Here is a 15,016-nt window from a genome sequence, read left to right on the forward strand (position 1 = left end):
ATTATGTTAGAAGCCTTGATATACCGTAACCAAATCCTAATTTCTGGAGATGTCTAATGAATAAGTTTATTCTTGAGCCAACTGATGAAAATTTAGAACTCCTGAAAAAGTTCAAAGGCAGTGAAGTTTATTGGCACACGGCAGATTTTTTTCAGTTCGATCTTAGCCTAAAAGATTCATTGTCGGTCATCTTTGATGCTTATATGGATGCACTGATGGAGTCTGAAGAAGATGATGAAGATGAAGCTATTCGTAAAATTGGATTTTCAATTGGAAGGATGCTGGTCAAAGCGGCAAGAAAAATGGGAATTTCTTCCCAAGACTATCGCGATCAATTCAATAATTATGTAACAGTCATTTGGACTCCGATCTGTATATGGCGAAAAGACGAGTCTGGTAAAATGCGTTATTCTCTAATGAGCAATTTATAATCAAACTAAGTGCGATCGCCTTTAGAAGATAGATTGTTGATGCGATCGCAACCAAAGCCCAATGTTCTTGTGTGCTATAATTATGGAATAATTCGCTAAAAGCTAAAAGGGAAACAATATGGCACGCGCTGTAGATGTGGCGAAATATATCCTAACCAAAACAGGAGAGATGACTGCGATGAAGCTTCAAAAGCTTGTTTATTACAGTCAGGCTTGGTCTCTTGTGTGGGATGAAAGCCCCTTATTTGAGGAAGATATTCAGGCTTGGGCTAATGGACCTGTGGTGCAAGTTCTGTATTCTTATCATCGAGGTCAATTTAAGGTTAATAAGGATACCTTTGCCGATGGAAATGTTGACGCTTTAACTCCTAATCAGAAAGACTCTATTGACAAAGTGCTAGAGGCACTTCAAGACAAGAGTGGGCAGTGGTTAAGCGAGTTAACTCACATGGAGTCTCCTTGGAAAGACGCTAGAGGCGATCTGAAACCTACAGAAAGGGGTGATAACCTTATCCCCTTAGCTGCAATACATGAATATTATTCCAGCCTATGACGGACAAACCTTCAAAAGCTGAGAAGAGGAGACAAAGGCAAGAGGAAAAAGCTCAGGCGCACAGAGCAAAGTCAGTAAAATTTTCGTCTAGCGTGGAAAACTTGGCGACTAAAACTGTGAAAATAGCGCCAATACCTGAGCTTGCCTTGAAGGTCGTTAAGGTTCAGGAAAATCCAAGTAGAAACAAGTTTGTATATCTTCCTAACGAAGAAGCATTTTCAAAAGCCTGCCATTTGACGTGGTGTACGACTATATCTGATTTAGAGGGAGAGTGGTCATGGCAAGAGCAAAGGTGTTGGACTGAGGAAGAATGGCAAACTCAAATACTTCCAAATCTCAGTTCGTTAGAAAAATCAACTTGGTCTGAAATTTTATTTGAGCAAAAGACACCTGCAAAGGGCGGCAAAAGCGTACCTAAGCATCACTCTCAAGAGCTAATTACTTTGGTGAAAGAAGCTCAGAATAGGTGGATTGAAATAGGTTTAGAGGAGTACGACACGGCTTTTCGCTTTAGATTTGCTAATACAGTCAGAGCTTGGGGTGTAAGGCTAGAAGGACATTTTTATTTGGTTTGGTGGGAAAGACATCACAAGATATATCAACTCCCTCAGCCTTAACTATCAGTCCTCTCAGTCAGTAAGATGTACTATATATTAGACCGTGAACCGTCGTTTAACAGACAGGATAAAAGGCTTATCAACCTAATATAGTCAGTTTAAACTCGTAAACAGTATCAGTTGATTTATGCTTGACTGTGTACTAAAAATCACGACTCACAGGAATAGCGATCGCCACTTCAAAAAAATCAACCAGCGATCGCATTCCCCATACCCAAAATTTATCTATCTAAACTTGAACTAACGGCTGATTGTTGATAGATGAACGAGGTTGAATCGTATGAATGAATTTCTTCTCCCGCTAACTCTTGGGCTAGGCGTAAATCATAAGCTTTTTGCAAATTAAGCCATAGTTCTGCACCAGTGCCAAACCATCGTCCTAGACGTAATGCCGTGTCAGCAGTAATACCTCTTTGCCCTTTGAGAATTTGCGTAATCCGATTTGTGGGTATATGGAGCGATCGCGCTAGTTCTGATGCACTAATTCCCAGTTCTTCTAGTTCATCAGATAAGATTTCACCAGGGTGAATTGCGGGTCTTACCATAGTTATTTTCTCCTTTAGTGATAATCGACAATTGCGATATTAAATGGGCGATTTTCTGTTTCTGTCCACTCAAAACAAATACGCCATTTGTCATTTATGCGGATGCTGTACTGTCCTTTTCTATCTCCGCCTAGTGCCTCAAAACGATTACTTGGCAAAGCCTTCAAGGATTCTTTATTAGGTGCGGCTTCTAGGATTTCTAAGCGCTTGTATGCTTGTCTTTCAAATGCCTGAAATTCTTTGACACGATCACCAGCAGCAAATTTGGCTGTGCGTTTGTCTTTATATTTTTGAGGTATAGGCAAGTGTTATGCGTTACGTTAAACATAACATTTATATCGCAATTTCGCAAAAAATCAACCAGCGATCACAATACTGCAAAACATACAATTGATCGGCGATCGGCTAATAATCACGACTCACAGGAATAGCGATCGCCTTCAGTAAACCCTTTAGCAGATGGATAATTGAGGCGATCGCCTCGTAAACTCTTATCTGTCAGAATATCTCCGCTTTATTGGATACCGTAAGAATTCTTTCCCACTTCAACGTATGCTAAAATCGGAAAATTATTTTACCTTAAATTCACCTAACAATGCCTGATCCAATGCTTGATCTGAAAAATGTTATAGAACGGGGCTATTTTCCTAAAGAACTACCACCTCCATTTAATACTTCTCAATTATCACAACATATTGATTCTATAATTCTAACTTGGATAAGTACCTTTGAGCAACATGGAAATGAGAAAAGTTCTACGTTTATTTTAACTCAAAATCAAGAAGAACTAAATGCACAATATAAAGCTAGAAAAAAAGACTACGCAAATGAATTTAAAAATAAATATGGATCGTCTAAAGCTGTAGACTTTTCTATCTCTAAAGGAAAACTATCGAGACGTTTTTTATGTATTCCAAATCCAAAGCACTTTATAGATCTATCTAAGAAAATAGTAGATAACTGGCAAGAATTTAAGACTGTATTTAATTTATCAAAATATTCGCAAAGTTTGCCTAAACCAGAGATAAATCCTATTAAACGTTCTGTGTCTACACTTAGTAAAGGTGTTTCCGACTTCAGAGATCACAAAATTAGTACTTCACTAAGTAAGTTAATCGAAATTCGTGTAGATATTTCTAAATTTTATCCTACAATCTACACACATTCAATAACATGGGCTTTTCTAGGAAAAGAAAAAGCAAAGCTTTATTATAATACAAAGAAGAATGATTTGGTTACTCTTATAGCTTCTAACGATCATGATGCAATACTGTATAAGTTGGCGGACGATATTGATACTTCTGTTAGAAATTGCCAAGAGCGTCAGTCAATTGGCATACCAATAGGACCAGATACTTCACACATTATTTCAGAGCTTATTGCTTGCAGAATTGACAGTATTTTACAAAATGAGTTTAGTAACATTAAACTTAAGGGCTGTCGTTACTATGATGATTATTATTTATATGTCTCAACCAGAGATGAAGCAGATAGAGTTTTAAAAGGATTACAAAGGATTTTAAACGATTTTCAGCTAGAGATAAATGAAAGCAAGGTTAGAATCAAAGAATTCCCATTTGCATTTGAGGATAAATTTACTCTGATTTTTAATCAATTCGATTTCAAGGAAACAAGCTTGAGTAACAGTATTAAGCACTACTTTAGTTTGGTATGGGGACTCATTGATGAAAACAGTCAACGCCCAGATTGGATTTTTAAATATGCACTAAGAATATTTGAATGGAGAACTGTAACAATCACGAAGGAAAGCTGGAAGCTTTTTGAAGATTTATTATTAAAGTCAGCATTGATTGAACCTGCAATTTTGGACATAGTAACTAGAATCTTATTGACATATAAAAGCTATCTTGATACGGATTCCAAAACGAAATTATATGAGTTGATTGAACTCATTATAGAAAATCATAGTCCAGTAAGACACAATTTTGAAGTAGCTTGGGCACTTTGGTTAGCCAAAACATTTGAAATTAAAATTAAAAAATCTTTAGTAGATAGTGTTATTCAGATGAAAGATTCCATTTCTTTGCTGATACTGCTTGATATACTTAAGAATACAGCTTTAATTGACGACCATCCTACTGCTTTTTCTGATATAGCAACATATATAACAGAAGATACTTTCTTTTCTCAACTTTGGTTGTTAGCATACGAAGGACTTAAAAAGGGATGGATTTCGTCAGGTACTTCAAATCTAATTGATAATAATCACTTCTTTAAAATACTTAAAGATTTAGATATAGAGTTTTATGATTCAACAAAACAATTAAAAGTATACTCTTCTAAAGATAAAAATGAACTAGAATTAGATGTGAGTCCAGACTACACAGCATCTTCTCATTCTGTTGAAAATACTGATTTAAGTACTTCGGATGTAGGTTCTCTAATTCCATCAAACTTATAAATATGAGAAGTTGTAAAGGAAGATACTGTTGCAATCTGAATTTGGAACTTCCGAATATCATGAGTTGTTAATGCCATGTTTCTAGTACTGCTAGTGCGATCACCGATCTTGTAGGGTGCGTTAATGAAATGTAACGCACCTATGTCATATTGGACAGAATTTTTCCGTCTAATACATAGTTATACCAAACCGAAACGCCCGTTAAAGTTATCTGTTTATCGCCGAGATTAAGCACTCAAAAATGATTTGCTTCGTTGATGAGTTCGTAGAAATTATAGGCGACCGTAAAGACAAATAATTATTAAGCGATGCGATCGCCTAAAAATCACGACTCACAGTAATAGCGATCGCCAAGCTCAAAAAGGAATATTCAGTTAATATATAATAGGATATGAGATAGTTAAAATTTCTCCCCGAACATTCAATGAGGATAGGACTATGAATGCTTTAACTGTCAATTTGAAATCATTAATAGAAATGACTGATGAGCAGTTTTTTCAGCTATGTCAAAACAACCGCGAATTGAGATTTGAAAGAAATGCAAATGGAGAATTAATAATTATGCCACTAACGGGAGGAGAAACAGGAAATCGTAATGCGGGTATTACTGCTCAAGTTTGGATTTGGAATGAGCAAAATAAGGAGGGTATAGTTTTTGATTCTTCCACTTGTTTTAAATTGCCTAATGGTGCAGATCGTTCTCCTGATGCTTCTTGGATTAAGTTAGAAAGATGGAATGCTTTAACTGATGAAGAAAAACAAAAATTTCCCCCTATTTCTCCTGATTTTGTAATTGAGTTACTTTCTCCTAGTGATAGTTTGAAGACTACACAGGAAAAGATGAGGGAATATATAGATAATGGTGTCCGTTTGGGTATATTAATTAATCGTAAATCTCGTCAAGTAGAGATTTATAGATCAGGAAAAGAGGTTGAGGTTTTAGATTCTCCTGCTACGGTTTCAGGGGAAGATATTTTAAAGGATTTTGTGTTAAATTTGGGGATGATTTGGTAAATAGCGATCGCCACTTCAAAAAAATCAACCAGCGATCGCATTCCCCATACCCAAAATTTATCTATCTAAACTTGAACTAACGGCTGATTGTTGATAGATGAACGAGGTTGAATCGTATGAATGAATTTCTTCTCCCGCTAACTCTTGGGCTAGGCGTAACTCATAAGCTTTTTGCAAATTAAGCCATAGTTCTGCACCAGTGCCAAACCATCGTCCTAGACGTAATGCCGTGTCAGCCGTAATACCTCTTTGCCCTTTGAGAATTTGCGTAATCCGATTTGTGGGTATATGGAGCGATCGCGCTAATTCTGATGCACTAATCCCAAGCTCTTTTAGTTCATCAGATAAGATTTCGCCAGGGTGAATTGCAGGTCTTGCCATAGTTGTTTTCTCCTTTAGTGATAATCGACAATTTCGATATTAAATGGGCGATTTTCTGTTTCTGTCCACTCAAAACAAATACGCCATTTGTCATTTATGATGAAGTTCTCAAATGAAGGTTTTTCGTAAAAATGCCTTTGGGTGGGTTAAGAAATAAAAAGATATATTGAGAAGTGCTGAATCTTGGTTATCATGTAACCTACAAGATAATTGATAGTTAACCACAACTAAAAATCAGGAGAACAATATGGATTATATGGATTATGCGCCAATTGTAGTTGACTTAGGGGCGAATATGATTAAAGCTGGTTTGGCAGGCGATGGCAGTCCGCTTGTTGTTCGTCCATATTCAAACACCCCCATGAAACATGGTATGGTTACAAATTGGAATGACATCGAGAAAAATCTTCACCAAACTTTTTATCATGAACTCAGAGTAGCACCAGAGGAACATCCCGTATTGATAACGGAAGCGCCTTTGAATCCAAAGACAAATCGAGAAAAACTAACACAGATTTTATTTGAAACATTTAATGTTCCTGCTATGTATTTAGCGATGCGACCTGTTTTGGCTGTGTGTGGCAGTGGGCGCAGTACAGGAATAGTATTTGATTCCGAAGGCGACGTAAGTTATGTAGTTCCTGTCTATGAAGGACATGCGCTACCTTATGCTGCTGTTGTTTGGGCAGACGGCAATACAGAATCTAATGGTATTTTTGAAGATGTTTATAATTCTATAATGAAATGTGATGTAGATATTCATAAGGATTTGTATGCCAATATCATTTTTTCCGGCGAAGGTACCATGGTTCCAGGCATCGATAACACAATGCAAAACAAAATTTCTGCCCTAGCTCCGCCCACCATGAAAATTAAAATTATCGCTGTTCCAGAGCGTGGAATCTTAACATGGCTTGGTGGCTCAATTTTTGCGTCTTCATCTACTTTTGAACAAATGTGGGTTAGTAAACAGGAATATGACGAATCTGGACCAACTATTATTCATAGAAAATGTTTCTAATGCTCGACTAAATATTGGTCAACAAACAATCCGCCTAGTAAAAATTGAACCGAATGCGGTCTGCTGTTGGGCTTCAATTCACTTTTCGATCATGGAAAATGACGAACTAATTAGCCGGGCAGAAGTTATTCAAGTCGATCTAGAGTATTTAGAACAGATGTACAAGGTTTGTGGGATATCCAATTTATTAACATTGCCGCGATTTCGGGGCAAAGGATATGGCAAACAAATCGTTAAAGTAGCGACGGATTATATCCTATGCAACGATGTTGATCTTGGGTTACTTTTTTGCGAACCTCGGCTTGAATCGTTTTATGCTTCAAACGGCTGGGAAGCACAGAACAATTCTGTCACCAGAATTGGCTCATCTACCAATTACCAACAGTATGCTAGTATGAGAATGATCTTGTTGGTTTCTGACAAGGGTAAAAATCTGTGTGCGAATTTTGAAAATTCCCCCATGTATTTTCAACGTATATGGTAAACTAAAAACTAAACTAAAAACTAATTAAATTAAAGAGGTGTTTATATGTCTTGGGACAGTTATCTTGACAAACCTCTTGCAAAAAAAATCTATGCTATAATGCCAAACTTTCACTTTCAGACTAAGAGTGTCAACTCATAATTATAAATGGCTGACAACAAATTACAACGAAGACCATAACGGCGACGACGATTTCGATAACGACTCGATAAGATCCTGAAAATTTTGAGGCTCCGATTAACGTGTTCAATCACAATTCGTTGATGAGCCAAATCTTGATTATAGTCTTTTTCTAAGACCGAAAGGTTGCCATTTTTGGGTTTCTTTTTGGGTACATAGCTATTAAAGTGATAATCTTTAATTCCTTGATAGCCACTATCTTGTAAGCTATCAGTTTGGGGGTGAAAATGAATTTCGCTTTTTTTGAATAAGCTAAAATCGTGGCAATGTCCTTCTCCAAAATCTGTACAAATAATCTGTTTAGTTTCTTGATTAATTACTAATTGAATAATGTCAGCAACAATTCGGCAAATAGTTGATTCTGATACTCCCCAATTTGTCCCAATATGAAAATATGTTCTGTATTCTCGCCAATACTCCAAGGCTACTAAAACTTGCTCTTGGAGAGTCAGGTGGGTGTGATGTCCTCTCCTATCTTTAGGATGTTCTAACCTGAACTGCTCTATGGCATTAACCATTTTTTGGAAGGTTTGAATCTTGACACCAAATCTTCGTTTAAATTCATGAGGTTTCAAATTTAGATAAAATTGAGTGTTCATCGCAGAGTTATTGTCTAAATTCACTTTCAATTTTTACCATTTTATGGAGTTTTTAGCAAAAGTTTGTGAAGAATGGTTAGTCTCTAGGATTTTATGAAATTGAGCAAAACTTACCATAATACCATAAAATTATTTTGCAAGAGTTCTACTAATGGAAATCGCCTTAAATATTGTTGACCAATTGAGTTTTGAAAAGCGTACTGGTCGTCAACGAGGGGAAGAAGATCGCAAAAGCCATTTAAGAAAAGGAGTTTCGGGAGACTGGAAAAACTATTTCACAGAAGATCATAAACAACTTTTCAAACAAATGTATCCCGGTGCACTGACTCAACTAGGTTATGAACAGAATGATCATTGGTAACTAAGGATAAATAGCTCATGAACCGAACAATTTTAGTGCATCATCATATTTTTAAAAATGCTGGAACGTCATTTAATCATGCACTCCAGCATTATTTCGGTTCTAGCTTTTTGGAATATGATTTACCCAATAGTCAAGTTGTGACCCCACAGGACTTAGACCTGTTTATTCTGACTCATCCCCAAGCTTTAGCCATCTCTAGTCATCACGCTTCTCTACCAACTCCCCAAGGAGAAAACTATCAAACAATTTCTTCTATTTTATTGAGAAAACCTTTAGCGAGAATTCGTTCAATTTATCAATTTGAACAACAACAAAATGCTCAAACTGAGGGCGCAATTAAAGCTAAAGAGTTAGATTTTAAAGATTATGTTCTGTGGCGGTTGGAATTTACTCCAGTTATGTTTTGTAATTATCAGACTTATTACTGTTCTCGGACTCAAAACTCAGATCAAATGCCAATGGAAGATAGTTTACAACTGGCTATTGAGAATCTAAAAAACTGTTTTATTGTGGGAACAGTAGAACGATACTCAGATACCTTAAAAGTCGCTCAGTTTAAATTAAGCTCGTTTTATCCTGATATTGACTTAAAATATAGTTACTTAAATCGTTCTACTGAAATGCCCTTATCTGATAAAGAAATTAAAGCAAATTTAAGCCAAGATTTAGGAGATGAAATTGTAGAAAAAATTGATGAAATGAATAAATTTGATCAAAAGCTATATAAAATTTCAGAAAATATTTTAGAACAGAATTTGACCAATGATAAATTTCTCAAAAAAATGTAAAGATTGTTAATGAATGAGAATATATTCATGTCGATTCAGAAAAATTATGCTACAATCTTAAAAGTCAACCTAAAACCTCAAACTGGAGGGGTTAAAGACGATGGAAACTCAAGTCCAACCTAAACCCATTGAAGAAGTTTTACAGGAAGCTGAAAAACTTCAAGAGCAAGGTCAAGTAGATGAAGCCCTGAAAAAATATAAACAAGCATTAAAGCTGAATCCAGAATCGACTCAAGCACTGAATAAACTGGCAGATATTTATGAAAGTAAAGATCAGTTGAAAGACGCAATTGACTGTTATCGAAAAATTATTCACTTAAAACCTAAAAATGCAGGGGCTTATATCCAATTAGCTAAGGCTTTGGAAACAGCCGAGGAACACACTGAAGCAATCCTAATGTATGAAAGAGCGATTGAACTTAAACCGGATGCGGCGTTCCGAGTTTACTTAGGGTTAGCAAATGTACTCTACGAAAAAGGCTTAGAAGAAGATGCGATCGCGCCCTATCAAAAAGCCATTGAACTTAAAGCGGATTTACCTGCAAAAGCTTATAAAAATTTAGCTCAAGCTTTAAATAAAACCAATCGTTTTGCTGAAGCCATTCCCTATTGCCAAAAGCTAACGGAATTACAGCCTGAAAAAGCAACGGCTTATCTGAAATTAGGTCAAGCTCAACTGAATGCCGATCAGGTGAACGAAGCTATTATTAGCTTGCAACGGGTACTGGAACTCGAACCCAATCAGGTTATGGCTCATAAAAGTTTAGGGGAAGCCTTCCAAAAACAAAATGATTTAGTCCAAGCTCAGTCCTATTATCAAAAAGCAACGGAACTCAAACCCGATTTTAAAGGGGTTTATCGTCTGTTGGGGGATGTTTTGCTTAAACAAAATCGAGAATCAGAAGCTTTAAATGCTTATCGTCAAGCCATTTCAGTCTAATTTGTTGGGATTAGAATCAAGCTAAATTTGAGTTAAAGACGGGTTGCTAACTAATAGTTAACCCGTCTTTATCAGATCTCAAATCAGGTGTATGATCGTGAATTAATCTCCCTATCGCCGGAATTGAAACTCGAAAAGATGCAGTCTGAATTCATCGCTGTTAACCCACAAGCCCTTGAATATGATGCCCCTGCCCATAATGCTGAATATTATCAGCAAATGGGAGATCGTTTTGTAGAAAATCAGCAGTGGCATCAAGCGATCGCAGCTTATCAACAGGTTTTAAATCTCAATCCTAATTATTCTTCTATTTATAAAAAATTAGCTAATACCTTACAACTACAAGTTCAAGAAGAAAGGGCTACTTTACAAAACATTTATCGACAAAAGATTCAGGAAGATCCCCATCTCTTAGAAAACTATGAGTTAGCATTAGAACTGCAACCCAATGATGCCGAACTGTATTTAAACTTAGGCAAAAGACTCATGCAAATGGGAGACTGGGAACGGGGAATTTTAGCGTATCAGAAATTTCTCTATTTGCAACCGCAACATCCTCAAGTTTATCTACTATTAGCCAGTGGCTTTAATCCTCAAATATTAACATCAACTCCCCTGTTTGAACCTAAGTTAAATCTAAATCAAGCCAAACAAACCTTAAAAACTTCCAGTCAAATTGCCTTAGAGAAATTTTTGCAAACTCAAGAAATGATTCAGTTTCCTTCAGTTCATAGTCCAGAAGTTAGTATTATTATTATCTTGCATAATCGGGCTGAATTGACTTTTAAATGTTTATCTTCCCTCCTGCATCAAAACTTTAATTCTTTTGAATTAATCTTAGTAGATAACGCCTCCCAGGATGCTACACTAGATCTGCTGCAACGAATTCAAGGAGCCAAAATATTAAGGAATCAGGAGAATCTGCATTTTGTTCTAGGTTGTAATCAAGGCAGTAAAATTGCTCAAGGAAACTACTTATTGTTTTTAAATAATGATGCCAAAATTTTAGAAAATGGGATAGAAACAGCCGTTAATACAATTAAATCTTCTTCAGAAATTGGTGCTGTTGGAGGAAGATTAATTTTACCCGATGGAACCTTACAAGAAGCGGGAGGAATCATTTGGCAGGATGGTTCTTGTTCCAGTTATGGACGGACAGACTCCCCCCATGCACCCCAGTATCGATTTCAGCGTTCTGTTGATTATTGTTCTGCTGCCTTTTTATTAACTCCCCGAACCTTATTTTTAACCCTAGGAGGATTTGATCAAGATTATCAACCTGCCTACTATGAAGAAATTGATTATTGTATTCGACTACAAAAAATCGGCAAAAAAATTATTTATGATCCTAATGTTAATATTCTCCATTATGAGTTTGCTAGTTCCAGTAATAAAGGTTCAAGTGATCATGCGATCGCCCTCATGGAAAAAAATCAGCAACTTTTAAAAGAAAAACACAAAGACTGGTTTCAATCTCAATATCCCTCCGATCTCAAAAACCTAATATTTGCTCGAACTCAAGCCAGAGAAAAACAAAAACGCCTATTATATATTGATGATAGAATCCCCCATCCTTGGGTCGGTTCAGGTTATACTCGCAGTTATTCTATTCTGTCTCATCTTGTTAAATTAGACTATTCTATTACCCTTTATCCAGGGGATTTGTATTATCTCGAAGATTGGTCAACAATTTATGCTGATATTCCCCAAACCGTTGAAATCATGCGAGGTTATGGGTTAGTAATGTTAGAAGATTTTCTCAGAGAACGCCAAGGATATTATGATCTAGTTTTTGTTAGTCGTCCCCATAATATTAAACATTTAAACTCCATTTTAGTCAAAGAAAATTTCCTAAATTCAGCAAAAATTATTTATGATGCAGAAGCAATTTTTAGTATTCGAGATTATGAATATAAACGTTTAAATAAAATTAATTTTACTGAAGAAGAACGTCAAAAAGCTATTACAGAGGAAATTAAACTAGCTAAAAATAGCCATCATATTATTACCGTTTCTCCCCAAGAAAAACAACAATTTATTCAACAAGGCTACACAAACGTTAGCATTTTAGGTCATACTTTTTCGCCTTATCCCACACCTAAACCCTTTGCAGAACGGCAAAATTTAATATTTGTGGGTTCAATTTATGAACTAGAATCTCCTAATGCTGATTCATTATTGTGGCTAAGTCAAGAAATTTTTCCCCTGATTCAAAATCAACTTGATCAGACAATTGAACTTATAATTATTGGTAATAATACCGTTGAAGAAATTAAACAAAAAATTAATAATTTAAACAATTCATCAATCAAACTATTAGGCAAAGTTGATGATTTAACACCTTTCTATAATCAAGCTCGATTATTTGTAGCCCCAACCCGATACGCAGCCGGAATTCCCCATAAAGTTCATGAAGCCGCAGCTTATGGTTTACCCATTGTTACCACATCCTTAATAGCTCAACAGTTAGGATGGAACCCGGAAATAGAATTATTAGTTGCGGATGATCCCGTAAATTTCGCTCAACAATGCGTCAAACTTTATCAAGATTCAACCCTATGGAATCAACTCAGAAAAAATGCCCTGAAGCGAGTAGAAACTGAATGTTCTCCTCAATTTTTTTCAGACACATTGAATTCTATATTAAAATCTTTGTGATGCCAATAGTTAGTGGCAAAGCGATCGCAATTATAAGTCGGAATAATTACACTGACTCTAGGCATTAAAATTGCTGTTAATTAATCCGGTTTAAATTATTTTTGGGATACCAATTATCCTCTAATAATTGTTCAAAATTTTCTTATAAATGCGATCGCCCCAAAAGATAAACTCCCCCTGACCAAAGTAGATTTAGGAAGATATAGCTGACTAAATCAAGCCACTATTAACCATACAAATAATGATCGTGTTGATCTGCTAAATCAGTTATTCCCGTTTCCATTTGACACTCTTCTATAACCGATAACAACCTGTCCCACCCAGATGCAGATTCATCCGATGATATACCTACTGTTGTAGCAGTTGTCGGTGTATCCAAGAAAGTTATAATAACTGGGTGAAATTCGCCATAAGAAACTTGTTCACTGGGATGAACTACCCCATCTTTAAAAATACCCCTAATTGACTGCATAAAGCCCCCTCTCCCATGCGATTTAGACCGAGAAACAATCCCCGCCCAGACTTAGACAGAGAATCCTATCTATGATGTTAACACGCAAACGCTTCACCTAAGAAAGCGATCGCAATTATAATTCGGAATAATTACACTAACTCTAGGCATTAAAATTGCTAATGTTTACGGTATTGGATAGACAATGAAAAAGTTAGTCGTGCCGAGTTGTATCGCTACAACACCGAGCTTCGAGCTACTTTTCCTTTTGTCAAATTATTGAAAATATAGATTTGTTTATATATCAAAATAATGGAGCATCTTACGGAGAAAAATCATCGACAGATTTTTTGTTGAAAATGCTAAAACCTAATTGTCTAAAAATATCTTTTCCCAATAGTCATTATAAAGGATACAATCCAGAAACCACTTACTTAAAACATAATGGTATTATAGTTAAACGTTTTTGTGATTATCATGATTCAAATGTTATCAAAGACTACCTTCTGGGAAAAAGTGAGTCTGACGTAGTATCAAGCATATTAGATATTGAATACTATAGTAATGATTTTATCTGGGAAAATGCTAAGAATAGTTTAAGTGAATTGCGGAAAAGAGAAATGATAACAGATATAATTATTTCAGATTTTATAGAAGAAAATTGGACAAAAATTAAATTATTTCATTCTATGAATCATCCTACTAACTTAGTGTTGCTGGAAATAGCAGATAGAATTCTAACGAATCTAGGACTACCAAAATTAAATACTGCGGAAAGAAACAGTCAAAAAACAAATATCGAAATTCAAGTGATTTTGAACTGAAAACTTTTTAAACTGCTCTACCCAATCTGAAATACTTTCCGCCCTGTAGTAAGGAGTATATTCCACCGAACTCACATTCACCCATCCTTACTATACCATCAAAGGGTACAGGTTAAACAAGTTGATTAAATATTAATCTTAATTTAATGCTCATTCAATGTTCAGCCAAGTGAACATTTCTGTCACCGACAATTTCATATCTTTAACACTTTCTAAAACAGGTAAAATTTCTTGCTCTGATTTGATGTCAGGAAATTGATTGGGCTGAAATATCATGACTGATTCATCTTTAGGATCAATTAACCATCCCAATTCTGTTCCATGCTTCAGACAAAAAATAATCTTTTTAATAACTTTGTTAGGAGATTGTTCGGGAGATAGAATTTCAATGACCCAATCAGGGTAAATTTCAAAGCGATTTTCAATTCTCCCTTGTTCTGTTTTTGGGATGCGCTTCCAAGCAAAAACGGCAAGATCAGGTACTAGAGAACGTCCACCAAAAGTACACCTTAATTCTATAAAAGCTAAGGCTGCTTTATTTGCTTTTCCGACTTCATTAATCTTTGCAGATAAATAAGTTTGAATCAGACTATGTTCTCCCTGGGGCATGGGTTTTTGTTCTATTTGTCCATTAATATATTCACTAGAAGGTTTTGTTTCAGGAAATCCTAAAAAATCCTCTAAGGTGATTTTTGTTTGAATTTGATTAACCGCAACCATTTTTTACCTCCTAACAACATTTGG

Annotated in this window: 18 protein-coding genes; 12 read left to right on the forward strand and 6 right to left on the reverse strand. The window is 35.8% G+C overall.

The window, feature by feature from the left end; all coding sequences use genetic code 11:
* Window positions 1-56: 56 nt before the first annotated feature.
* The 3 genes from AC559H_RS01070 to AC559H_RS01080 all read left to right on the forward strand — a co-directional run bounded on the left by AC559H_RS01070 (window position 57) and on the right by AC559H_RS01080 (window position 1,601).
* Window positions 57-431 (forward strand): hypothetical protein, encoded by a 375-nt coding sequence (locus AC559H_RS01070; protein ID WP_026787472.1) that lies wholly within the window; start codon window positions 57-59, stop codon window positions 429-431.
* Between the two features lie 118 nt (window positions 432-549).
* On the forward strand, window positions 550-984 hold the full coding sequence (locus AC559H_RS01075) for a Panacea domain-containing protein (RefSeq protein ID WP_026787471.1): 435 nt from the start codon (window positions 550-552) through the stop codon (window positions 982-984).
* Window positions 981-1,601 carry a hypothetical protein gene (locus AC559H_RS01080; protein WP_026787470.1) on the forward strand — a complete coding sequence of 207 codons (621 nt, stop codon included), beginning with the start codon at window positions 981-983 and terminating at the stop codon, window positions 1,599-1,601. The genes AC559H_RS01075 and AC559H_RS01080 overlap by 4 nt, the downstream gene beginning before the upstream one ends.
* A gap of 221 nt (window positions 1,602-1,822) precedes the next feature.
* On the opposite strand, the gene AC559H_RS01085 is transcribed toward AC559H_RS01080, so the two are convergent.
* Both AC559H_RS01085 and AC559H_RS01090 read right to left on the reverse strand, forming a co-directional pair.
* Window positions 1,823-2,146 carry a HigA family addiction module antitoxin gene (locus AC559H_RS01085; protein ID WP_051319823.1) on the reverse strand — a complete coding sequence of 108 codons (324 nt, stop codon included), beginning with the start codon at window positions 2,144-2,146 and terminating at the stop codon, window positions 1,823-1,825.
* Window positions 2,147-2,160: 14 nt separating this feature from the next.
* A complete protein-coding gene (locus AC559H_RS01090; RefSeq protein ID WP_199918689.1) occupies window positions 2,161-2,451 on the reverse strand; it encodes a type II toxin-antitoxin system RelE/ParE family toxin in 291 nt (96 codons plus the stop codon).
* A gap of 290 nt (window positions 2,452-2,741) precedes the next feature.
* Between AC559H_RS01090 and AC559H_RS01095 the strand changes: the two genes are divergently transcribed.
* Window positions 2,742-4,568: an RNA-directed DNA polymerase gene (locus AC559H_RS01095; RefSeq protein WP_071782765.1), complete on the forward strand. Its 1,827-nt coding sequence runs from the start codon at window positions 2,742-2,744 to the stop codon at window positions 4,566-4,568.
* A 438-nt stretch (window positions 4,569-5,006) separates the two neighbouring features.
* A complete protein-coding gene (locus AC559H_RS01100) occupies window positions 5,007-5,582 on the forward strand; it encodes a Uma2 family endonuclease (RefSeq protein WP_026793454.1) in 576 nt (191 codons plus the stop codon).
* 57 nt (window positions 5,583-5,639) lie between these two features.
* On the opposite strand, the gene AC559H_RS01105 is transcribed toward AC559H_RS01100, so the two are convergent.
* Window positions 5,640-5,963, reverse strand: coding sequence for a HigA family addiction module antitoxin (locus tag AC559H_RS01105; RefSeq protein ID WP_051319822.1), 324 nt, complete (start codon window positions 5,961-5,963; stop codon window positions 5,640-5,642).
* Between the two features lie 247 nt (window positions 5,964-6,210).
* Between AC559H_RS01105 and AC559H_RS01110 the strand changes: the two genes are divergently transcribed.
* Window positions 6,211-6,984 carry an acetate and sugar kinases/Hsc70/actin family protein gene (locus tag AC559H_RS01110; protein WP_026793455.1) on the forward strand — a complete coding sequence of 258 codons (774 nt, stop codon included), beginning with the start codon at window positions 6,211-6,213 and terminating at the stop codon, window positions 6,982-6,984.
* Window positions 6,941-7,468, forward strand: coding sequence for a GNAT family N-acetyltransferase (locus AC559H_RS01115; protein WP_026793456.1), 528 nt, complete (start codon window positions 6,941-6,943; stop codon window positions 7,466-7,468). The genes AC559H_RS01110 and AC559H_RS01115 overlap by 44 nt, the downstream gene beginning before the upstream one ends.
* Window positions 7,469-7,584: 116 nt before the next feature.
* Here the strand turns inward: AC559H_RS01115 and AC559H_RS01120 are convergent, their stop codons facing one another.
* Window positions 7,585-8,247 carry an IS5/IS1182 family transposase gene (locus AC559H_RS01120; protein WP_026793975.1) on the reverse strand — a complete coding sequence of 221 codons (663 nt, stop codon included), beginning with the start codon at window positions 8,245-8,247 and terminating at the stop codon, window positions 7,585-7,587.
* Window positions 8,248-8,398: 151 nt separating this feature from the next.
* On the opposite strand from AC559H_RS01120, the gene AC559H_RS01125 reads away from it, so the two are divergent.
* The 4 genes from AC559H_RS01125 (at window position 8,399) to AC559H_RS01140 (ending at window position 12,997) form a co-directional block, all read left to right on the forward strand.
* Window positions 8,399-8,608, forward strand: a complete 210-nt coding sequence (locus AC559H_RS01125) for a sulfotransferase domain-containing protein (protein ID WP_026798414.1) — start codon at window positions 8,399-8,401, stop codon at window positions 8,606-8,608.
* A 17-nt stretch (window positions 8,609-8,625) separates the two neighbouring features.
* On the forward strand, window positions 8,626-9,399 hold the full coding sequence (locus AC559H_RS01130) for a sulfotransferase family 2 domain-containing protein (protein WP_026793724.1): 774 nt from the start codon (window positions 8,626-8,628) through the stop codon (window positions 9,397-9,399).
* A 100-nt stretch (window positions 9,400-9,499) separates the two neighbouring features.
* Window positions 9,500-10,339 (forward strand): tetratricopeptide repeat protein, encoded by an 840-nt coding sequence (locus AC559H_RS01135; RefSeq protein ID WP_026793723.1) that lies wholly within the window; start codon window positions 9,500-9,502, stop codon window positions 10,337-10,339.
* A gap of 138 nt (window positions 10,340-10,477) precedes the next feature.
* Window positions 10,478-12,997, forward strand: coding sequence for a glycosyltransferase (locus AC559H_RS01140; RefSeq protein WP_237745575.1), 2,520 nt, complete (start codon window positions 10,478-10,480; stop codon window positions 12,995-12,997).
* 226 nt (window positions 12,998-13,223) lie between these two features.
* On the opposite strand, the gene AC559H_RS01145 is transcribed toward AC559H_RS01140, so the two are convergent.
* Window positions 13,224-13,469 (reverse strand): hypothetical protein, encoded by a 246-nt coding sequence (locus AC559H_RS01145; RefSeq protein ID WP_026787107.1) that lies wholly within the window; start codon window positions 13,467-13,469, stop codon window positions 13,224-13,226.
* 272 nt (window positions 13,470-13,741) lie between these two features.
* Here AC559H_RS01145 and AC559H_RS01150 point away from each other — a divergent pair, with 272 nt between their 5' ends.
* The gene (locus AC559H_RS01150; RefSeq protein WP_158295804.1) at window positions 13,742-14,272 is read left to right on the forward strand and encodes a WcbI family polysaccharide biosynthesis putative acetyltransferase; all 531 of its coding nucleotides are present in this window, start codon (window positions 13,742-13,744) and stop codon (window positions 14,270-14,272) included.
* Between the two features lie 150 nt (window positions 14,273-14,422).
* Here the strand turns inward: AC559H_RS01150 and AC559H_RS01155 are convergent, their stop codons facing one another.
* Window positions 14,423-14,992 (reverse strand): Uma2 family endonuclease, encoded by a 570-nt coding sequence (locus tag AC559H_RS01155; RefSeq protein ID WP_026793720.1) that lies wholly within the window; start codon window positions 14,990-14,992, stop codon window positions 14,423-14,425.
* Window positions 14,993-15,016: the final 24 nt, after the last annotated feature.

It is taken from the genome of Planktothrix prolifica NIVA-CYA 540, from assembly GCF_963864145.1.
GTDB lineage: Bacteria > Cyanobacteriota > Cyanobacteriia > Cyanobacteriales > Microcoleaceae > Planktothrix > Planktothrix agardhii.

What these genes read in the sequence shown, in the direction of transcription:
- AC559H_RS01070 (WP_026787472.1), top strand. Translation starts at nt 57, where the DNA reads ATGAATAAGTTTATTCTTGAGCCAACTGATGAAAATTTAGAACTCCTG.
- AC559H_RS01075 (WP_026787471.1), top strand. Translation starts at nt 550, where the DNA reads ATGGCACGCGCTGTAGATGTGGCGAAATATATCCTAACCAAAACAGGA.
- AC559H_RS01080 (WP_026787470.1), top strand. Translation starts at nt 981, where the DNA reads ATGACGGACAAACCTTCAAAAGCTGAGAAGAGGAGACAAAGGCAAGAG.
- AC559H_RS01085 (WP_051319823.1), bottom strand. Translation starts at nt 2,146, where the DNA reads ATGGTAAGACCCGCAATTCACCCTGGTGAAATCTTATCTGATGAACTA.
- AC559H_RS01095 (WP_071782765.1), top strand. Translation starts at nt 2,742, where the DNA reads ATGCCTGATCCAATGCTTGATCTGAAAAATGTTATAGAACGGGGCTAT.
- AC559H_RS01100 (WP_026793454.1), top strand. Translation starts at nt 5,007, where the DNA reads ATGAATGCTTTAACTGTCAATTTGAAATCATTAATAGAAATGACTGAT.
- AC559H_RS01105 (WP_051319822.1), bottom strand. Translation starts at nt 5,963, where the DNA reads ATGGCAAGACCTGCAATTCACCCTGGCGAAATCTTATCTGATGAACTA.
- AC559H_RS01110 (WP_026793455.1), top strand. Translation starts at nt 6,211, where the DNA reads ATGGATTATATGGATTATGCGCCAATTGTAGTTGACTTAGGGGCGAAT.
- AC559H_RS01115 (WP_026793456.1), top strand. Translation starts at nt 6,941, where the DNA reads ATGACGAATCTGGACCAACTATTATTCATAGAAAATGTTTCTAATGCT.
- AC559H_RS01120 (WP_026793975.1), bottom strand. Translation starts at nt 8,247, where the DNA reads ATGAACACTCAATTTTATCTAAATTTGAAACCTCATGAATTTAAACGA.
- AC559H_RS01125 (WP_026798414.1), top strand. Translation starts at nt 8,399, where the DNA reads ATGGAAATCGCCTTAAATATTGTTGACCAATTGAGTTTTGAAAAGCGT.
- AC559H_RS01130 (WP_026793724.1), top strand. Translation starts at nt 8,626, where the DNA reads ATGAACCGAACAATTTTAGTGCATCATCATATTTTTAAAAATGCTGGA.
- AC559H_RS01135 (WP_026793723.1), top strand. Translation starts at nt 9,500, where the DNA reads ATGGAAACTCAAGTCCAACCTAAACCCATTGAAGAAGTTTTACAGGAA.
- AC559H_RS01140 (WP_237745575.1), top strand. Translation starts at nt 10,478, where the DNA reads ATGCAGTCTGAATTCATCGCTGTTAACCCACAAGCCCTTGAATATGAT.
- AC559H_RS01145 (WP_026787107.1), bottom strand. Translation starts at nt 13,469, where the DNA reads ATGCAGTCAATTAGGGGTATTTTTAAAGATGGGGTAGTTCATCCCAGT.
- AC559H_RS01155 (WP_026793720.1), bottom strand. Translation starts at nt 14,992, where the DNA reads ATGGTTGCGGTTAATCAAATTCAAACAAAAATCACCTTAGAGGATTTT.